Below are 17563 nucleotides of genomic sequence, written 5' to 3' on the forward strand. Positions count from 1 at the left end.
CTGTTCCTGGACGACTACAGCTCGACGGTATGGGCCATCTTCACAAGGCCCGCGAACGCCTGCGGAGTCATCATCAGAACGGGGCCGTCGGCCCGCTTGCTGTCCCGTACGGGGACGACGCCATGTGCTGCCGCGTGAGCCGGGGCCCACTCGACACACTCACCACCGTTGCCCATGCTGTAGCTGGATTTGATCCAGCGGTCCGGAGTAGGCGAGTCGTTCATGAGTACCATTCCTTTGAAACGGAATCGAGCATTTCTGCCGATTCGTCCGGAGGGCAAGCCATGGACTTAAGGAGATCATAGCCATCCCGAGCCATCTCCACATCTGCCGGATCTGCCAGCAAGTACCCCTTGGGGAAGCCTTCCACATGGACCACGTCCGCTCCTTCCTTGAAGGACAGCAGCCCAAACGGACTTCCAACGAGACCGTTGAACTTCGCTGACGGAATGATCTGAACCCGATGGTGGGGCGTCTCGGCGAGGTCTCGCAAGCGAGTGAGCTGAGCGCGCATCAAGGTGGAGCTACCGACGCAATTCTTCAGTACCGACTCGTTCAGGATCACCCACAAACGTGCGGGATCTTCACGTGTCAGGATGCGCTGACGCTCTATGCGCGCAGTCACCAGGTCGTCGAGCTTGTTCGGGCGGCCAGCTCGCAACATCTCCCGGGCGTACTCTGGAGTCTGGACGAGCCCCGGGAAGAACTGCGGGTGGAACATGGCCACCACTGTCGCTTTCCACTCCAGCTCGACGTATGGCCGAAACCACGGCGGAAACGCGTACCGCATCGCCAGCGGCCAGAGCCGGGCGAAGCGCCCCTGGCTGTGCGGGAAGATCTCGTCGCACACCTCGGCGAACGAGAGCTGGGGTACCCGGCTGCCGGTTTCGATCTTGGCCACGAGTGACGCACTGCATGCCGCTTTTTGACCGAGTTCGATGCGAGACATATGCAGTCGCTCGCGCTCGATTTTCACTTCGTTACCGAAGTAGGCAAGCGGAGACGCATTCGGATCGGCCTGGTCCTCGTTCTGGCTTTCGACACTCACACTGCCTCCCGTTGGGGAATGGGACAAGGGCAACTGTCCACCGGAATCACTTGGCGTGAGCCCTTGGCGAGCGCCAACCTTAAGCCCAAGAGAGAAAGATGGCCCCGGCCAGAAAATCGGATCTGGCCACCGGCGCACCGCACTCTCCGACGTCCCCCCACCCACCACGGAGATGGACCGTGAACGAGCCCCCTCCCAACCCCAGACACTTCGGCTACCTGGCACGGAACCCGATCGGGTTCCCCCCGTGCCACTGCCCGGAGCCTCGCTGCACGCTCAAGAGACCCCTGCCCGAGCCCACGGACTCCCCCGTCTTCGCCGACCTGCGGGGCCGGGTCCAGGAGGACATCGAACGACGCCACAGATTCGGGAACTTCGGCCGCTGAAGCGCGTGAAAGGACCACTCGCCGTGAAAGGCCGCAGACGAATATTCGAATGCATCGCGGGATTGGTGGGCACGCTGACCGCGTGTTCTCTTTCCGTGAGATTCCTCGACTCGGGAATCGTCGAGACCATCTGAATTCCCGATTCCGTCGAGCACAGTTCCGGCACAGCTTCCGTGCCGCAGACGCCGTCCGCTGGACGTGAGCCCGGGCAACTCCTGCACCCCCGGGCGATCCCAGGGACGGCCCTCGACCCCCGACTGCCCCGAGGGGTCGAGGACGGGCCCCGGCCGCACCCCCGCACCCGCGGCCGGGGCCCGTATACCCGGGATGGCTCGTTCTGCCCTGGCACCGGAAATCGAACGTGACCTAGCGTTCCACCTCGTCACGGAAAGTATTCATCAGTGCTGCCGGCCAAGGGAGTTCCATGCCCGAGAAGATCAAGTACAGCCTCTTCATCGCCACCGCGAACATCCGGGACGCGGGCACCGACGCGACCGTGAAGGTCCAGCTCATCGGCGAGAAGGGCAAGAGCCCGGAGATCGAGCTGAACAAGCCGGGCAACGACTTCGAGCAGGGCGACAGCGACATCTATGACATCGAGATCGACGACATCGGCGATCTCCAGCAGGTCCGCTTCTTCCATGACAACGGCGGCGCGCAGCCCGGCTGGTGTCTGGGCCACCTCGCCATCCGCTGGATGAAGGAGGAGGGTATGACGATCACCACCCAGTGGTGGTCGCCCGAACTGGGCAATGTGACAGGGACGGCCCTGTTGAAGGTGGACGGCAGCCTCTTCGGCCTCCCCCAGCAGATCACCGTCACCGGGGTGTGGCTGGCCAGGGACTCCGGCGGCATCGACAAGACCTTCCCTCTGCGTACCGACGGTCGCAAGGAGCACATCATCCCGCTGTTCTGACCGAGGCTTCAGCGTGAAGCGCGAGGGAGGAGAGGCACAGCGCCGCTCCCCCTCGCGCTTCCGTGACCTCGGCGGCTCACGGAAGCGTTCGCGGGGCGCAAAGTGGTGCGCGGGCCTTAAGGCAGCCGCACACGAGCAACCTATGGGTGGGTCTCTACCTGTTCGTTCGGTATCTCCTCACCAGGAGGTTGTCATGCCCCTGCCTTATTCTCTCCGCCGTTCCCCAGCCCGGCGGGCGTCGACCGTATCGGCCTCGCTCACCGCGCTCACCCTGGCCGCAGCCCTCACCGCACCCGGTGCCTCCGCCAACAGCGGCCCCGTACAGCCGGAAGGCCAGGCCGCGTTCACAGCCAACGGGACCTTCACCGTCCCCGCCGGAGTCACCCAGGTGACATTCCACGCCTGGGGCCCCGGCGGACCCGGCGGGCCGGGAGCGGGCGGCGGCGGAGGTGCCGGAGGAGGCGGAGGAGGAACGTTCCCGCCTCTCATCTCACAGCCGAAGGGTGGTGGCGGCGGCGGTGGGGGCGCCGGGGGCAGTGGTGGCGGAGGAGGGGGAGGCGGAGGTGGAGGTTCCTATGTGCAGTGCACCCTCGCGGTGGCCTCGGGCTCCGCGGTACGCGTGGTGGTCGGCCAGGGACCGTCCACCGGGGCACCCGGCGGAGGCGGCTCCGGCGGCAACGGCGGTGCCGCCGGGACCACTTTCGCCAGCGGACAGGGCGGCGGCGCGGGCGGCAGCGGGGGCAACGCGGGCGTCTCGTTCCTGAACGGCATCACCGCCACACAGGTCTTCCTCAGGGGGGCTCTCTACCCGACTCTCCGCGCGTTGGCGGGCCGCCCCGGTGGTGGAACGATCGGATCTTCAGAAGCACGCGGCGGTGGGGGTGGACTGCCCGGCGGCGGCGGAGAGAACGGAAAAATCGGCCAGAGCGGAGGCGCCGCAGGTCCGGGCGGCTCTCCCCAAGCGGGCGGCCCAGCCGGGAAATCCGGCTTCAGGGGCTCCAGCGGCTACTGCCAGGGCGGCTCATCCGTAGTGCGGCAGCAGGGTACGAGCGGCCTCGTGGGCGGCACAGGCGGTATGGGCCTCGCCGGCGCCGCTGGACAGGCGGGAAGGGTCGGCGGCGGAGGGGAAGGCGGAGTCGGCGGCTCCGGCGGCACAGGCGGTGCAGGGGGCACTGGAGGCACCGGAGCCGCAGGCACCATCGCCCCGCCCGCAGGCGTGGGAGTCGGCGGCACGGGCGGTACCGGAGGCTCAGGCGGCAAAGGCGGCAGCGGCGGACGGGGCGACACCCTCGGAAGCCCGGCCAACACCCCTGGCTCCACCGGCACACAGGGCGGCGGCGGATCGTCCGGGATCAAGGGAGGCCCCGGCTACGTCCTGATCACCTGGTAGCCCGCACCCCCTACCGGCCGTGAACAGCCGCACAGCCCACGGCCGGTACCCACTCCCCCACCCATCAACGAGCCATCGCCCACTCCGACACGGAACTCAGCGACGACCGGCCTCACGCACCAGCCGCTCCAGCTTCGCGCAGGTCCCGCAGGGGGCCTCGTGCTGCCATCCGTCGTCGTCGGTCCACTCGACCTTTCCGCTCCCGCCGCACGAACCACAGCCGGACGTGGACACACCCCCCGTCTCGATCCGGGTGTACAGGGCGTCCTTCTCCAGGAGGACCGCTTCCACGCCCGGCAGTGTGTCCTGGGGGAGCTTGATCCGAAGCTGCCCCTCCCACTCTCCGGCAACAACGCCTTCCACCCCGTTGACCCACCCTGATCCACTGCTCTGAACGCGGATCAGATCGCCGTCCTGGACCGGTGGATTGCCGTGCCCGGCCGCATCGTTCACGTGCCGCACCTCCTCCTCGTCGTGCTGTCAGCCCATTAACTGATTGTTTCAGAATGAGATTCGGATCTTCCGAAGGCAGGCGCTGCCAGCCTCGACCAGGGGGCTGGTGGCCACGCTGGTCTCCGCTCTGAAACGGCAAGGCGTCGTGGCGTGCGACCGCCTCGCGGCCAGATTAGTTCTTGAGGGTGCCCGCCGCGGGTCCCGTGCTTAGGCCCCCTGCCCTTGGAGGTAGGCGGGTCTGTGGTTGACGCGGTGACGATCCGGCTCCGGGGAAGGCGGGCAGCATCCTTGGACACCCACTGCGGTAGAGCCGTTGGCTTCAGTACTGTTTCTAGCCAATTCCGCCACAACGTGCCGTAGTTGTGATTGATCTATGTAGGTTCGCGATCCGGAAGCGCCGTTCGCCTTCCACTCCGCCCTCACGACGGGACACGTGATGACCACCCCTAGCAGCGGCACACCGGCGACCACCCCGACGACCACGCCGCCCACGCCGCCCACGCACGATGCGGACAAGGCGATGCTCGACGGCCCGACGCCGAAGGACCTGCTTCCCTCCACCGGCAACTACCCGACGGAGGTCGTCCGGTACCAGTCGGTGGTGCTCACCGACATCCCCGGGGCGGCCCCGGGGCGCGCCCTGACCGGCGCGATCGACCTCGGCGAGGAAAACCTCCCGTTCTACGACCGCCCCGCCGAGGGCATGGTCGTCACGACGGAGCAGAGCTGGTCGGCCCAGGGCGTCACGCTCGGCCGGCTGCTGCACAGCCTGGCCCTCGCGCCCGGCGAGAGCACCCGGGTCGCGGTCGTCGACTGGCAGCGCACCACCCGGGCGACGGGCGCCGAGACGGCCGGCGAGAACGAGTTGCTGACCGGCTCCACCGACCAGAACCGGTCGATCAGCGAGGTCGCGAACGCGATCGCCCGCGAGGAGCAGCACGGCAGCTCCCAGGGGTTCGAGGTGGGCCAGTCGTCCAGCGAGGGTGGCAGCGTCGGCGGCTCGCTCGGCGTTGTGTTCAGCGGTGGCGGCAACTGGAGCAAGTCGTCGAACTTCGGCATCGCGAGCACGGTGTCGCGCTCCACAGGGGTGCGGTCGGTGGCGCAGGAGGCGACGCAGCGGATCAGCGCGCGGACCCAGCAGCTCGCGACCGCGGCCCGCAGCCGGAACATGACGGTCGTGCGCGAGACGTCGCAGGCGGAGAAGGACCAGGTGATGACCCGGGTCGTGACCAACTACAACCACATGCACGCGATGTCGGTGCAGTACTACGAGGTCGTCCAGGTCTACACCGTGACGACGAAGCCGACCCGGCTGGAGCGCTGTCTGTTCATCCCGCTCCAGGAGCTGACCTTCACCCACACCAGCCTCCAGCGGTACAAGGACGTGCTCGCGTCGGTGGCGCCGGCCGACTGGGCGACGAAGATCCGCGCGGCGAACCCGTTCGACACGGCCGTGCGCAGACTCGACGCGTGCGCGGCACCGGAGGTGCCGACCACTCAGGAGTTCGCCGGGGTGGAGCTGGCCGACGTCGCCGCTTCGGCCATGGGCGTGTACGGGGTGCGCAAGGCCGATGGCAGCCCGGTCAAGTTCGATCCCGCGACCCAGCAGTGGAAGCCGCTGCCCACCACGGGACTGAGCGGCAGCCTGACCCGCATCGCACCGGGCAAGGACACCGTCTGGGCGATCAGGGCCACCGACAACATGGTCGTCCAGTTCGACGGGACGACCTGGCGAGCTGACGGCTGGGGCGGCTACGCGCTCCGCATCGTCTGCGCCACGGACGGCACGGTCTATGTCATCGGTACCAACAACGCGATCCATCAGCGTGGCCAGAGCTCATGGACGAACCTGGGGGTCACGGCCGACGACATAGCCGTCACCGGCAAGGACAAGCTGTGGTACTCCCGGCAGGGGCTCTTGTACGAGCGCAGTGGTACCAGCTGGGTGCAGCGGGGCGGACCGGGCGTGCAGCGTCTGTCCGCGACATCCGACGGTGCTCTCTGGGCCGTCGTCCAGTCCCAGTCCAGCACCGAGACCTTGCCCCTCCTGGTGGAGTCCGGTGCGACGACCGCGGTCCGTCCCACGGCCGGCGGCCTTCAGAGCGTCACCGGGCTGGCACAGATCGCCTCGGTCGGCGGCGGAGACTACTGGGTGCTGATGGGCAACGGGACCGTCCGCCGGATTCTGGGACGCGAGGCACTGGTGGCCTTCGACGACCAGCCGAAGGAGGACTCCGCCTACGCGTCCAGGATCGACGTCTGGTCCGACAGCGACGGAATCCGCGGCATCCAGGTCGTCCATCCGAGCCACACCTTCGGATGCGGCGACATCGGCGGCTCCGGCGCGCAGCAGGCGTCCTACACCTTCGGCGGCGCCGACAAGCTGCTCTCCTACGAAGCCTGGTCCGGCAGGACCGCCCGCGGCAGCCTCGCCGGGCTGCGTCTGAAAATGACCTCAGGCGTCGCCAACTTCGGCATCGCGGCGACCACCACCGTCGCGGCCGACCTGTCCGAGGACGCCGGCGGCGGATCGGCCATCTGCGGGCTGTTCGGCTCGACGGTGAGGTCCGGCAGCCGCACCTACGTCGCGTCGCTCGGCTTCCACGTACGGGGCGGGAACGTGCCCCAGCCGGTCCTCGACCACCTGAACGACAACCGGCGCCACTACAGCCAGGCCGTCTGGGCCAACGCGGACGAGCTGACCTTGAGCCGCATCCTCGCCAACTACTCCTACACCCCGGCGGGTTCGAGCGCGGGCCCCGTCCCGCTCGGGATGCTGCTGGACCCGAAGCCGATCGCGGCCACCGGCAACTACCTGGGCTTCCGCTGGAACTTCGCGAGCGAGCAGGAGCGCGAGGCGTGGACCGCCGCCCGCCGGCCGGCGGACAACACCTTCGGCACGCCGGTGGCCGACACGATCGCCATCGCCACGAACGGCGTCTTCGCCGAGGCCGTTCTCGGCCGGTCCAACTCGGCCGAGAAGATCGACCTGACCCGCTTCTGGAACTGGAAGGACTCGCCCATCCAGATCACCCCGGCCGACATCGCCCCGGTGTCCACCGCCTCTCGCGCGCAGAACCTCGACACCACGGCGGCCGGCATGGGCGTCTCCCAGGCGAAGTTCACACCGCTGGTGGCGATGCCCGACCCGGTCGGCCTCCAGACGACGCAGGCCATCGCCACCGCGAACCTGTTCCGCGACATGAGCGGCCTCGACAACATGAGCCAGTTCCTCACCAAGGGCATCGAGGCCGCCGCCGGCAACGACAAGGAGGCCGGGATGCGCGCCCAGGAGGCGATGAAGACCGCCACCGAACACGCGCAGAAGATGGCCCAGATCGCGGTCGACGCCCTCGGCAAGGTGCTGCCGCTCGCCACCGGCGGAGCCGCAGGCGGAGGCGGCAGCATCAGCGCCCTCGGCGGCATGCTGAACCAGGGCGCCAAGGCCGCCGCTCCGGACAAGAAGGCCGACACGCCGTCCACGGACGGGACCGCAGCGAAGTCCTGATCGCCCCACGTCGCGGGTCCGGGCCGCCACCTGGACCCGCCCCACCATCCGAACAGTGGGTGCTCCGGAGATGCATGGCCCGCGCGTCTTCTACCAGGGCCATTCGCTCCAGAATGAGTTGAGCCGGGGGTCTTGCACCAGGCGATCCTGGCCAGTAGGGCATCCGAATGCGAGCTGATCTTGTTGCGGACAGCCTGTAGGAGCGGGTGGCTCCGCTCCTGCCACCCGCCCCCGAGCGACGCCATCGCCATCCCGGGCGACTTCGCGTTCCGGACAGGGCGGCTCTCGCCGGCATCCTTCACGGCTCCGGGCTGGGCAAGGTCCGGTGGGTGGTAGAGCGCGCGTTCGCCTGGCTGCACCAGTTCAAGCGACTCCGTATCCGCTACGAACGCCGCGCCGACCTCCATCAGGGCCTGCTCGAACTCGCCTACAGCATCATCTGCCTCCGACGGCTCCGAGCGGCATTCTGAAACGATCAGTAAGGCACCGCGCGCCCGGCACTGGCCGCCCGCGTTCATCGCTGGTCCGCCGCCCGTGCCACCCGCTCCAGCTTCGCGCGGTACTCCTCCCACCACCCCTGGTCCCCCGGCGGCAGACTCGTCCCGCTCGCCGACTCCCCGGCGGAGCCGTCGATCAGCTCCCGGACGATGTCGGCGTGCCCGGCGTGCCGTTGGGTGTCTCCCAGGACGCGGACGAGGAGGTGGTGCAGGGTCGCCCCGCGCCGCTCCTCCGGCCACCAGGGGACCTGGCCGACCGTGTCGAGCGGCAACTCCGCGATCGTGGCGTCCGCGTGGGCCCAGACCCGCCGGTACTGCTCGACGATGTCCTCGCGGGACTCATCCGCAGTGGCCCACATATCCACATTGTCCTCGGCCATGGCCAGCTTCCAGGACGGGAGCCCCTCACCGAACGGGTGGCCGAAGGCATCGCCGAAGTAGCCGACTTCGACGAAGGTGGCGTGCTTGACCAGCCCCAGCAGATTGGTGCCGGTGGGCGTCATGGGGCGGCGTATCCCGTACTCCGACAGCCCCTCCAGCTTCCACACCAGGGCGTCCCGCGCCTCCTGGAGGTAGCGGTGCAGATCCGATTTCGCGTCCGGCTCGATCATGATGTCCAGTCTTCCACCCGCCACTGACAATCGCCCGGGTCCCACAAGTCGGCCTCATCGGCGTGGCCTTCGGTTCGAGGGGCGCCAACAGGCCGACATCCCACGGCTGTCAGGGGCTCACATCATCAGAAGCAGCAGTAGTCCTCAGCCGACGAACAGCTCCCCCACGACCGGTCGGCGGGCATCGGGCCTGCGGAGGCGCGGGAGTCGCCCGGCCCCCGGGCCGGGCGGCGGAACCACCCACTCGGTCAAGCCCACGCCTTCTCGTTGATCGGTCGTCACGGCCGTGACCACCCGGGACGCAGTACCGCTGCTGCTGTCCACGGCCCGCACCGTACAGCCGGAGCCGCACGCGAAGCCGCCTCAGCCACCGGGGAACTGCCCGCAAGCAGCCGACGAGCCGTCACTTAATACTTACGGAGAAGAACAAAACCGCAGGTCAGAGGGGGTGTCATTGGCGTGATGTGTTACTCCAGGAGGAACATATCCGCTGCGGTGTGTCCCTCCTGAGGGGACATAACGAGGTCTCAATGTCAAGCAGAGGTGACACCACAAAGCGGGCAATGTCAACCCCAGGCGACATTGAGCGGTCTCTATGTCAACTGGAGGCGACATGGGTGGGGAGATGTGCCGTCAGCGGGCGCTCCGAGGGCGGACGCTGGCTGTAGACGGCATTCCGGTCAGTCTTCCGGCGCGATACGCGCGGCGAGATATGTACCCCGTGGGGGAACACATCTCCTCCTCATGTCATGCCCACACGACATAGGTGTCAAGCGGAGATGACATACTGTCCCCCGAACGAAGATCCGAACCGGGGGGCAGTGTCATGTCGAGCGAGCGGCAGTACCGCGACACCGGCGTGGACGCCTTCGGGTTCCCTAAACCAGGGGCACCACCACAGCCGGAGCTGCCCCTGACCGATCCGGCGGACGCCTGGGACCAGCCGCTTCGACCGGTCCGGCACTTGGACGACGTCGCCCGGCGCTACCCTGGGCGGAAGCTGACGCTCGACGGCGAGCGCAAGCCGCTGGAGTTCTACGGAACGCCTGAGCAGCCGAACGCGTTTTCCATGGACAGCCTGGAGTTCTTCCTCGTCATCGCCCAGTTCTTCCGGGAAGCTCTGCCGCTGCGGATGATTCTGCTGCTGATCGCCTGCCAGCGCGCGGGCGGGCGGATCCATCTGACGCAGGAGGAGATGGCGACGGTCCTGGACGCATCCCGTACCAAGGTGAACCAGACCTTGAGCGAGATCATGTACCACGGCATCGTGTTCAAGGTGAAGCGTGGTGTCTACCAGTTCAACCCGCCCTACAGCTATCGGGTGGCGGAGTTCATCCCGGGAACCGAGACGACGCCCGCCGAATACGTCAAAGTGGACCAGCACACCACCATCAACAGCATCCGTTCAGACCAGACTCTGCCCGAGTTGGTGCGTTTCCCCTCGTTGGAGAAAATGCGCGAGGAGATCGAGCGACTGAGGGCAGAACGTTCGGAAGAGCGGGCCCGACGCCGCCGCCTGCGGGCCAGGGAGCGGGAGAAGGGGAGAGAACAGTGAGCGGTCTGCATTTCGCCGCCGTCAACGCGGAAGGGGTCGTCGCCGATCTCGATCTGCTGCCTGCCGCGTACCGGGTGCTGCTGAAGCTGAGGGCGCACAGCGAGCCCGGTGGACGCATCGAGATCGATCAGGTGACGATCGCCCAGCTCCTGGGCCTGAGCCGGGCCGCGGTGAACGCGGCGCTGCGTGATCTGGATCTGGCGCAGCTGGTGAAGAAGCAGCGTGCGGGCATCTACCAGATCAATCCGATGCTCGCGGGCTATCTCTCGCCGGAGGACGCGGTTGCGGCGGTCCGGGCCATGCCGTCGGAACAGCGTCTGAACGCGCCCGACTTCGTCGAGCGGTACAAGAGCGCCGTCACGGCCTATCAGGATCAACTCGCCGAGAAGCGACGGCGGAAGGACGACGAGAGACGGCGTCAGATCTTCCGCGCCGTTTCCTGACACCCCCTCCCCCACCTACCTTTCCCCGCCCCGGCGCCGGGTAGCGCCTCGGGGTGGGTGTGCGGTGCTCGACGCCGTGGAACGGGATGGCCCCGGCGAGAGTAGTTCGTTTGTCTTGAAACGACTGCACGTACCGGGGGCGGTTTGGCGTCCGGGCCGGGGTGATGGATTCTGCTCGTCACTCGCGGCAGGGGACGGAACCCTCTCCCCCACGCTGCCGCGTTGCCGCCATCCCCATAGCCTCCTCCCTTCGGCGAGCAGGAGGCCGTCGTTCTGGAAGGAACGCGCCGTGCCGCAAGAATTAGCTGGTGAACTCAGGGTGACAGCCGCGCAGGTCGGAGCCTGGTACGACCAGTTCGGAGACATCTACCACCAGACCCTCGGCGAGAGCATCCACTGCGGGCTGTGGTTCCCGCCGGACGAGCCGCACCCCGCCCGCGTGGATCTGGTCTCCTTGTCCTCGGAGGCCCAGGACCGGTTCACCGACTACCTCATCAAGACCTTGGACCCCCACGCCGACCAGCATGTTCTGGACATCGGCTGCGGCACGGGGCGCTCGGCCCTCCGGCTGTCCCAGCAGCGCGGCGCCAAGGTCACAGGTGTCGCCATCAGCAAGGTCCAGATTGAGCACGCAAACCGGCTCGCCGAGACCCACGACCTGAGTGACCGCCTGGTCTTCGAACACGCCGACGCCATGCACCTGCCCTACGAGGACGAGTCCTTCGACAGCGCCTGGGCGATCGAGAGCCTGTGCCACATGGACCGGGCGAAGGCCCTGCGCGAGGCGTACCGCGTGCTGCGTCCCGGCGGGGACTTCCTGCTTCTGGAGTCTGTCCTCACCAACCCGCTCACCGAGGCCGAGGCCACTTCGCTCGACACGATGCTCGCCGCCAACACTCCGCTGTGGCTGCCGGAGTTCTTTGAGCTGATCACCCGGGCCGGCTTCGAGACCCTGGAGCTGAAGGACCTGTCGGCGAACCTGGCGATGACGATGAATGTGCTGGAGCTGGTCTGCCACGACCGCCGGGAGGAGTTCACCCGACGCTTTGGCGCGGAATTCACGGAGCTGCTGATGGCAGGGCTCCCAGAGGCACGGAACATCACCGCCCGGAAGACCCGCTTCTTCATGCTGCTGCTGCGCAAGCCGCCCGTCCCGGCGAACTGACCCGGCCCTCCAGCGACCAGCAGCCCCGGTCTGCCCGCTCCAACAGCGGCAGACCGGGGCTTTTCTGTGGGGGGTTTGATGCCACTTGGCGCCACGTTCAGCCACTCCAGTAACACGTATCTCTCCAGTCCCATTACGGCGTAATAATCCGCGCCGAGGCTCCGGGCTGTCGGGTGGCCATACGCATACCGACATGGATACAGCGGGTCCCATCGGCGAGGGCGGAGAAGACCACCGGCAGCCACTCCCCCGTCGTCAGCTCGATGTCCCGGCCCGCGAAGACGGTGTCCGTCACCGGGATCAGTTCCATCTCGCGTGGAACGGGGGAGCCCGGCACCCCGGGGGAGAACTCATGCACCAGCCGCCCCGGAGCACTCTCCCCCGTCACGGTGATGACGGTTCCCGCCCGTCGATAGGTCCCCAGCAATGGGGCGAGGTCGACGGTCGGGGGCTCGGCGGCGGGGGCGAAGGGTTCCGGCAGGACCACACCGGACAGCTCGTCGAGGAGTTCTCCGCAGAGCGCCGCCGACAACCGCCGGGCCTCTCCCCCATTGGTCAGCAGCGCGACCGCCACCCCGTTCTCCGGGACCACCCGGAGAAACGCGTACTGTCCGGCTGACGCACCGTCATGGCCGAAGCCGGGGATGCCGTCCCAGTCGTACAGGGTCCAGCCCAAACCCCAGCCATCGGCGCCGACCGTCCACTGATCGGGCACCCCGGTCTCCCGGTGCTGCATCGCGGCGACCGCGTTGACGGACATCACCCGGGTACCCCCGGGTGCCGTACCGCCGTCGAGATGCATCCGGGCCAGCCGGAGCACATCGGCGGCGGTGGCGATGACCCGCCCCGCCGGACCGGCGGAACGCGGTGTCCTGTCCCCCTGCGGAACGGGCACCGGGCACTGGTCGGGCCCATCAGGGAGATGTCCTGTCGCCACCGGAAAGCACACGGCCTCCTCGGGGAGTGTCACCGTATGGTCGAGCCCCAGCGGGATCAGCAGCCTCTCGCGCAGAGCGGTGTCCCAGGTGGTACCGGTGATCACCTCGACGATACGGCCGAGCACGACATAGCCGGTGCTGCTGTACGAGAGTGCCGTACCGGGCCGGAAGTCGAGGGCCACCTCCCGGAGCTTCGCCACATGGCGGGCGAGACAGTCGTCCTCCTGGCCCTGGTCATGAGGGAGATCGCAGGCAAGTCCACTGGTGTGGGAGAGAAGTTGACGGACGGTGATTCTGCGGGTGGCCTCGGGATCGGCGGTGGCGAACTCCGGCAGGATGTCCACGACGGTTGTATCCAGGCGGAGTTCCCGCGTATCCACGAGCTGGGTCACCAGTGTGGCCGTATAGATCTTGGCGAGGGAACCGAGAGGGAAGACGGAGTCATGCGTCACCGGTGACCCCGTCTCCCGGTGCAGTACGCCGCTGACCAAGGTGGAGATCCGTCCACCGACAAGGATCGCGAGCGAGGCTCCCGGCACCCGGCACTCGGCGCGCAGGGTGTCGAGACGGGACTGCCAGTGCGTCAGATCGGGGGGTGTGTACCTGCCCTCGCGGGCGTCTCCCCCGGACTCCTCCCGGCATGGCCCGCCCTGCTCCGTTCGGCCGGCACGAGGGATGGGCAGACCGAACCGCCAGGGCACGCTGCCATGAACGCCGCCCCTGCCGCTGCCGCCGGTACTTCCGCCGCTGTTACCGCTGCCGCTACTGCCAGTGCCAGTGCCGCTCCAGCCGGAGTACTCGTACCGGTTCTCATTTGTCGGCGTGTGCATGGTTCATTCCTCGTCGGTCCGGAACCAGTGGGCCGCCGCACGATCATCGTACGGTGTATATCTGGCGGAACATCGTACGTAAAGCGAACGTTGTACGCAAGAGTGAACAGTGTCCTGGTAGGGCCTTTATTACGGCGTAATACTGCGGGGCGCCGGGTCCTCGGCGGGCCCGGATATTACGGCGTAATGAAGACCGGTCCGGTCCGCTCCCCCACAGGGCCGCGGGGCGGCCGTCCATGACACTCCCCCGGTCCCCACCCGCTCCCCCGGTTCGGGCCCACCCATGCCTCCGAAACCAGGGCGTCGATTATTACGCCGTAATGAAGCCGGGCCCGGGGAGGGAGAGTCTTAGCTCTCGCTCCCCGGGCCCCGATTATTACGGCGTAATAAGGCGGTCCGGTCCGGGCGCTGCTACATGTCCTTCAGCAGCAGCTCGGCGACCCGGCTGCGGTACTCCGGGCTGCTGGCCTCGATGAGATCGGCGACGAAGGCTTCGGGTCCGCCGAGGAGTTCCAGATAGCGGCCGATCATCCGATGCCGCTCGGAGGCGAAGACCTTCGCGAAGATGATGTCCATGCTGGCGGCGCCGTCGCCCCAGGGCATCTTGATCTGCCGGGGCTTGTCCGACGACTCGGACGGTACGGGCTCCCCACCCGGCTCCCCGATGAGCTCCCCACCCGGGTCCCCGGCCGACTCTCCGACAGGTTCGACTGCCTCAGCCGACAGGGCGGACCGGGCGGACTCGGCGGAAGCCCGCGGGGGCTCGGCCTCCCGGCGGTCCGTCTTCATTACGCCGTAATGAAGTCCGTCCGGAAGACCGTCCGGAACACCGCCCGCCGGATGCGGCACCGAGGCTTGGCCCGAAGCTGGAACGGACTCCTCGGCGACTCCCCCACCTCGGGATTCTCCGGCAGGCTGCTGCTCCTCGTTCCCCCCGGCCTTCTCCGTCCTCTCGACCGGAGCGAGCGACTGAAGCGACTGGAGCGACTGAACCTGCGGAATCTCCCCGAGATCCGTGACGCCACTCGACGTGGGCTCCGCCGGCCGGGCCTCCGGTACTACGGGTGTCTCCGGCGCCTTCTCCTGCTGCTCCGTCGCTGCCTCCGCCCGAGCCACGGCCGCAGCCCGCTCCTCGGCGACCCGAGCCCGCTTCTCCTTCAGCAGCCGAAGGTGCTCCTCCTGCTCGGCCGGGTCCTTCCGGCCCACCCTCCGCAGCAGTTCGGCGGGCTCCTCCCCCGTCTCCAGCTTCCGCTGGAGCTCCGGGGTCAGCGTCAGCAGGGCGAGCCGCTGCGAGACCCAGCCCTGGGACCGGTGCAGTCGCGCGGCCAAGGCCTCCTGGGTCCCATGCACCTTGAGCAGTTGCTCCAGGGCGCGCGCCTCGTCCAGATGGTCCAGGTCCTGCCGGTGGATGTTGGCCACCAGCGCCGATTCCAGTATTTCGTCGGGGTTGCTGCCCAGCCCCTCGTCCAGCATCACCTTGATGGTGCTGAGGCCGGCCTCACGGGCGGCGGCCAGCCGGGAGTTGCCGTCGATGACGACGTACTTGGTGTCGGGCTCCAGCTCGTCCTCGTGGTCCGGGTTCCCCTCTACATAGGAGAACCGGGACATGATGCTGATCGCGGTCTTCTGTCCGTGGTCCCGCATGCTTCCGGCGAGCTGGGAGAGATCTCCCAGCTCGGTGCGCGGATTGGCGGGGTTGAGGCTGATGACGTCGACGGACAGTTCCACCGGGGGGAGTGCACCCGCGGTGGGGGCCTTGGTGGCGGCGTCGATCGCCTGCCGCCGGGGGCTGATCGACGCTCGCTGGGCCTGCTGGAACGAGGAACCCGTGCCCAGCTTGGACGCCTTGCTCATGAGATCTCCCGGGCAAGGGCACGCAGGGCCACGGCCTGGGCGGAGCGCGGGGCATAGGCGAGCAGGGGCTGCTTCACCCGGACGGCTTCCTTCTGTTCCTTCAGATCCCCGATGAGGCCCACAACGCGCGGATCTTTTATCTCCATCCAGTTCTGGAGCGAGGATGTGGCGATGTAGCCGCGGCGCGCGTCGTAGTGGTTGACGACGATGCCCAGGTAGTCCAGCTCCAGTGCCATATCGCTGCGGAGATCCTCGATCTGGGAGGTCAGCAGACCGTAGGCGTCGGCGGAGCTGTCCTCGGCCTGGACGACGACCAGGACACCCGAGTTGCCGGAGGGCTCGTTGGGGCGGCGGCGTCCGTAGTACGCCGCAGCGTCCATGCTGAGGCCGAGGCTCGGCGGGCAGTCGACGAGGATGGCGTCGTACTCGTCCTCCAGCGGGGCGAGCGCCCTTTCCAGGGCGGCTTCACGGGCGCGGACACCGGAGAGCTTGACGTCCAGGAGGAAAGCGTCGGTGCAGGCGGGGAGGAGGTGGAGGCGGTCGCCGAAGCGGTCGTCCGCCACGGTGACGATCAGCTCGCTCAGCTCGGCCTTGCCCTCGCCCGCCATGTGCTTGGTGAGGCTGTCGCCTTCAAGGGGGAGGGGGTCGTGTCCGAGTTGCTTCGTCAGATGGCACTGGGGGTCGAAGTCGACCAGGAGGACCCGCAGCCCGAGGCCCGGGAGATCCTCGAACTCCAGCGGATCGTCCTCGGGGGCCAGTGCCGGACCTCCCTCGATACCCGCGCGGGCGGTCGCGAGATACTTGGAGACCCGGACCGGGTGGAGTCGGCCCGCGTCCTCGGCCAGGGCCTCGCCGGTCCCGGCGGTGACGGCGGTCTTGCCGACGCCGCCCTTCTGGTTGCAGACGATGAACCGCTTGACCACGGCGGGGCGCTGGATGCCGGGGGCGGGGTTACGGTCGAGCCAGACCTGAACGGACTGGGAGAGTCCCTGGACCAGGGAGACACCCCGTGCGGTGCAGTCACGGCGGAACTCCTCCCACTGGCCCGGCGGGAGCCAGGTGGAGAAGGACTTGGCGCCGGAGGTTTCGATGGGGGAGAGGTTGGCGCCCAGTCCGCGCCAGGCGGTGATGCCCGCCTCGACCGCGTGCTGGATATCGACGCCGTGCTGAGCCGTACGGACCTTCAGATCCTGCTGAAGCGCGGTGGGGAGTTTGGAGACGACCTTTTCCCGGTCGCCTGAGGAAGGCGAAGTCATGGGGGATACCTTACTAACTCACAAGATCATGTGAAGCACCGACACGTTAGTAAGCCATAAGTTGAGCCGGATGGGGGAGTGACGATCGGAGAATCGGGGGATGGGGGAGGCCCAGTCGAGGGACCCAAAAATGGACGAGTGGGATGAAAGGGTGAACGACCCCTCAGGGCGAGCTACATTACGGCGTAATAAAAGAGGGTCAGGGAATCGTCGGTCCGGCGCGGGAGGTACGGGGGAGACCCGGGGGAGTCACGGAGGGCCGGTGGCCAGAGGCCGGGGGAGTGGCGCATGAGCCCTGAGGGAAGCCGGACGGGGGACACGCCGGAGTGGTCATGCGTTCGTCGTACAACGCGATGGGCATCTGGTAAAACGCCCATTCGGCGCTCATACGTCGCCCACTTGCCGCAATTCACGGCCCTTCACGCAGTCGTTAACCGGGACATGACGAAAACAGAAACCTCACCCCTGGCCCCCGGGCGCGTGGTGGTCGGCGCGGAAGCCGCACGGCTGGGGAAGTGGGTGCTCGTCCCCCGGACCACTCACCCCCCGGCCGGGCGGACCTCGCTCCAGCACGAGGGCCAGCGGATCGAGCTGACGTACTCCTCGTCCGTTCTGAAGCAACTACTGACCTCGCTGGAGCAGATCCAGTCGGACTTCCGGCGGCTGTCCGGGCCCACCGGTGTGCCCATGCGTGGCGACGCGTAGAGGGCCGG

At 67.8% G+C, this 17563-nt stretch carries 14 protein-coding genes and 1 pseudogene; 8 read left to right on the plus strand and 7 right to left on the minus strand.

The genetic code is table 11. From position 1 onward, the window contains the following. Window positions 1-14 precede the first annotated feature (14 nt). Together CRV15_RS32290 and CRV15_RS32295 are read right to left on the minus strand one after the other, a co-directional pair. Window positions 15-224 (minus strand): DUF397 domain-containing protein, encoded by a 210-nt coding sequence (locus tag CRV15_RS32290; protein ID WP_003953071.1) that lies wholly within the window; start codon window positions 222-224, stop codon window positions 15-17. Then, a complete protein-coding gene (locus CRV15_RS32295; RefSeq protein ID WP_003953070.1) occupies window positions 221-1048 on the minus strand; it encodes a helix-turn-helix domain-containing protein in 828 nt (275 codons plus the stop codon). The genes CRV15_RS32290 and CRV15_RS32295 overlap by 4 nt, the downstream gene beginning before the upstream one ends. A gap of 179 nt (window positions 1049-1227) precedes the next feature. On the opposite strand from CRV15_RS32295, the gene CRV15_RS32300 reads away from it, so the two are divergent. Continuing rightward, window positions 1228-1434 (plus strand): hypothetical protein, encoded by a 207-nt coding sequence (locus CRV15_RS32300; protein WP_003953068.1) that lies wholly within the window; start codon window positions 1228-1230, stop codon window positions 1432-1434. A gap of 424 nt (window positions 1435-1858) precedes the next feature. Beyond that, window positions 1859-2350 carry a PLAT/LH2 domain-containing protein gene (locus CRV15_RS32305; protein ID WP_003953067.1) on the plus strand — a complete coding sequence of 164 codons (492 nt, stop codon included), beginning with the start codon at window positions 1859-1861 and terminating at the stop codon, window positions 2348-2350. A gap of 1486 nt (window positions 2351-3836) precedes the next feature. On the opposite strand, the gene CRV15_RS32315 is transcribed toward CRV15_RS32305, so the two are convergent. After that, window positions 3837-4193, minus strand: a complete 357-nt coding sequence (locus tag CRV15_RS32315; RefSeq protein ID WP_009999351.1) for a hypothetical protein — start codon at window positions 4191-4193, stop codon at window positions 3837-3839. Between the two features lie 436 nt (window positions 4194-4629). Here CRV15_RS32315 and CRV15_RS32320 point away from each other — a divergent pair, with 436 nt between their 5' ends. Both CRV15_RS32320 and CRV15_RS37200 read left to right on the plus strand, forming a co-directional pair. Next, window positions 4630-7701: a hypothetical protein gene (locus CRV15_RS32320; RefSeq protein ID WP_230864303.1), complete on the plus strand. Its 3072-nt coding sequence runs from the start codon at window positions 4630-4632 to the stop codon at window positions 7699-7701. Window positions 7702-8000: 299 nt separating this feature from the next. Then, window positions 8001-8171: pseudogene (locus tag CRV15_RS37200) on the plus strand (transposase); the annotation flags it as partial. A gap of 44 nt (window positions 8172-8215) precedes the next feature. Here CRV15_RS37200 and CRV15_RS32330 read toward each other — a convergent pair. Further along, the gene (locus tag CRV15_RS32330; protein ID WP_003953061.1) at window positions 8216-8809 is read right to left on the minus strand and encodes a DinB family protein; all 594 of its coding nucleotides are present in this window, start codon (window positions 8807-8809) and stop codon (window positions 8216-8218) included. Window positions 8810-9635: 826 nt separating this feature from the next. Between CRV15_RS32330 and CRV15_RS32340 the strand changes: the two genes are divergently transcribed. From CRV15_RS32340 to CRV15_RS32350, 3 genes are all read left to right on the plus strand, one after another. Then, on the plus strand, window positions 9636-10364 hold the full coding sequence (locus CRV15_RS32340; RefSeq protein WP_003963339.1) for a hypothetical protein: 729 nt from the start codon (window positions 9636-9638) through the stop codon (window positions 10362-10364). Next, complete coding sequence (locus CRV15_RS32345; protein ID WP_003953058.1) at window positions 10361-10807, plus strand: helix-turn-helix domain-containing protein; 447 nt, start codon at window positions 10361-10363, stop codon at window positions 10805-10807. The genes CRV15_RS32340 and CRV15_RS32345 overlap by 4 nt, the downstream gene beginning before the upstream one ends. 289 nt (window positions 10808-11096) lie before the next feature. Beyond that, window positions 11097-11972: a class I SAM-dependent methyltransferase gene (locus CRV15_RS32350; RefSeq protein ID WP_003963340.1), complete on the plus strand. Its 876-nt coding sequence runs from the start codon at window positions 11097-11099 to the stop codon at window positions 11970-11972. 133 nt (window positions 11973-12105) lie between these two features. Here CRV15_RS32350 and CRV15_RS32355 read toward each other — a convergent pair whose 3' ends face one another. The 3 genes from CRV15_RS32355 to CRV15_RS32365 form a co-directional block, all read right to left on the minus strand. Continuing rightward, window positions 12106-13740, minus strand: a complete 1635-nt coding sequence (locus CRV15_RS32355; protein ID WP_003963342.1) for a serine hydrolase domain-containing protein — start codon at window positions 13738-13740, stop codon at window positions 12106-12108. Between the two features lie 411 nt (window positions 13741-14151). Then, window positions 14152-15594: a ParB/RepB/Spo0J family partition protein gene (locus CRV15_RS32360; protein ID WP_003953055.1), complete on the minus strand. Its 1443-nt coding sequence runs from the start codon at window positions 15592-15594 to the stop codon at window positions 14152-14154. Next, window positions 15591-16850, minus strand: coding sequence for an AAA family ATPase (locus tag CRV15_RS32365; RefSeq protein ID WP_003953054.1), 1260 nt, complete (start codon window positions 16848-16850; stop codon window positions 15591-15593). Before CRV15_RS32365 ends, CRV15_RS32360 begins: the two co-directional genes overlap by 4 nt. Window positions 16851-17291: 441 nt before the next feature. On the opposite strand from CRV15_RS32365, the gene CRV15_RS32370 reads away from it, so the two are divergent. Further along, on the plus strand, window positions 17292-17555 hold the full coding sequence (locus CRV15_RS32370) for a hypothetical protein (RefSeq protein WP_003953052.1): 264 nt from the start codon (window positions 17292-17294) through the stop codon (window positions 17553-17555). Window positions 17556-17563: the final 8 nt, after the last annotated feature.

Source organism: Streptomyces clavuligerus (assembly GCF_005519465.1).
GTDB classification, from domain to species: domain Bacteria; phylum Actinomycetota; class Actinomycetes; order Streptomycetales; family Streptomycetaceae; genus Streptomyces; species Streptomyces clavuligerus.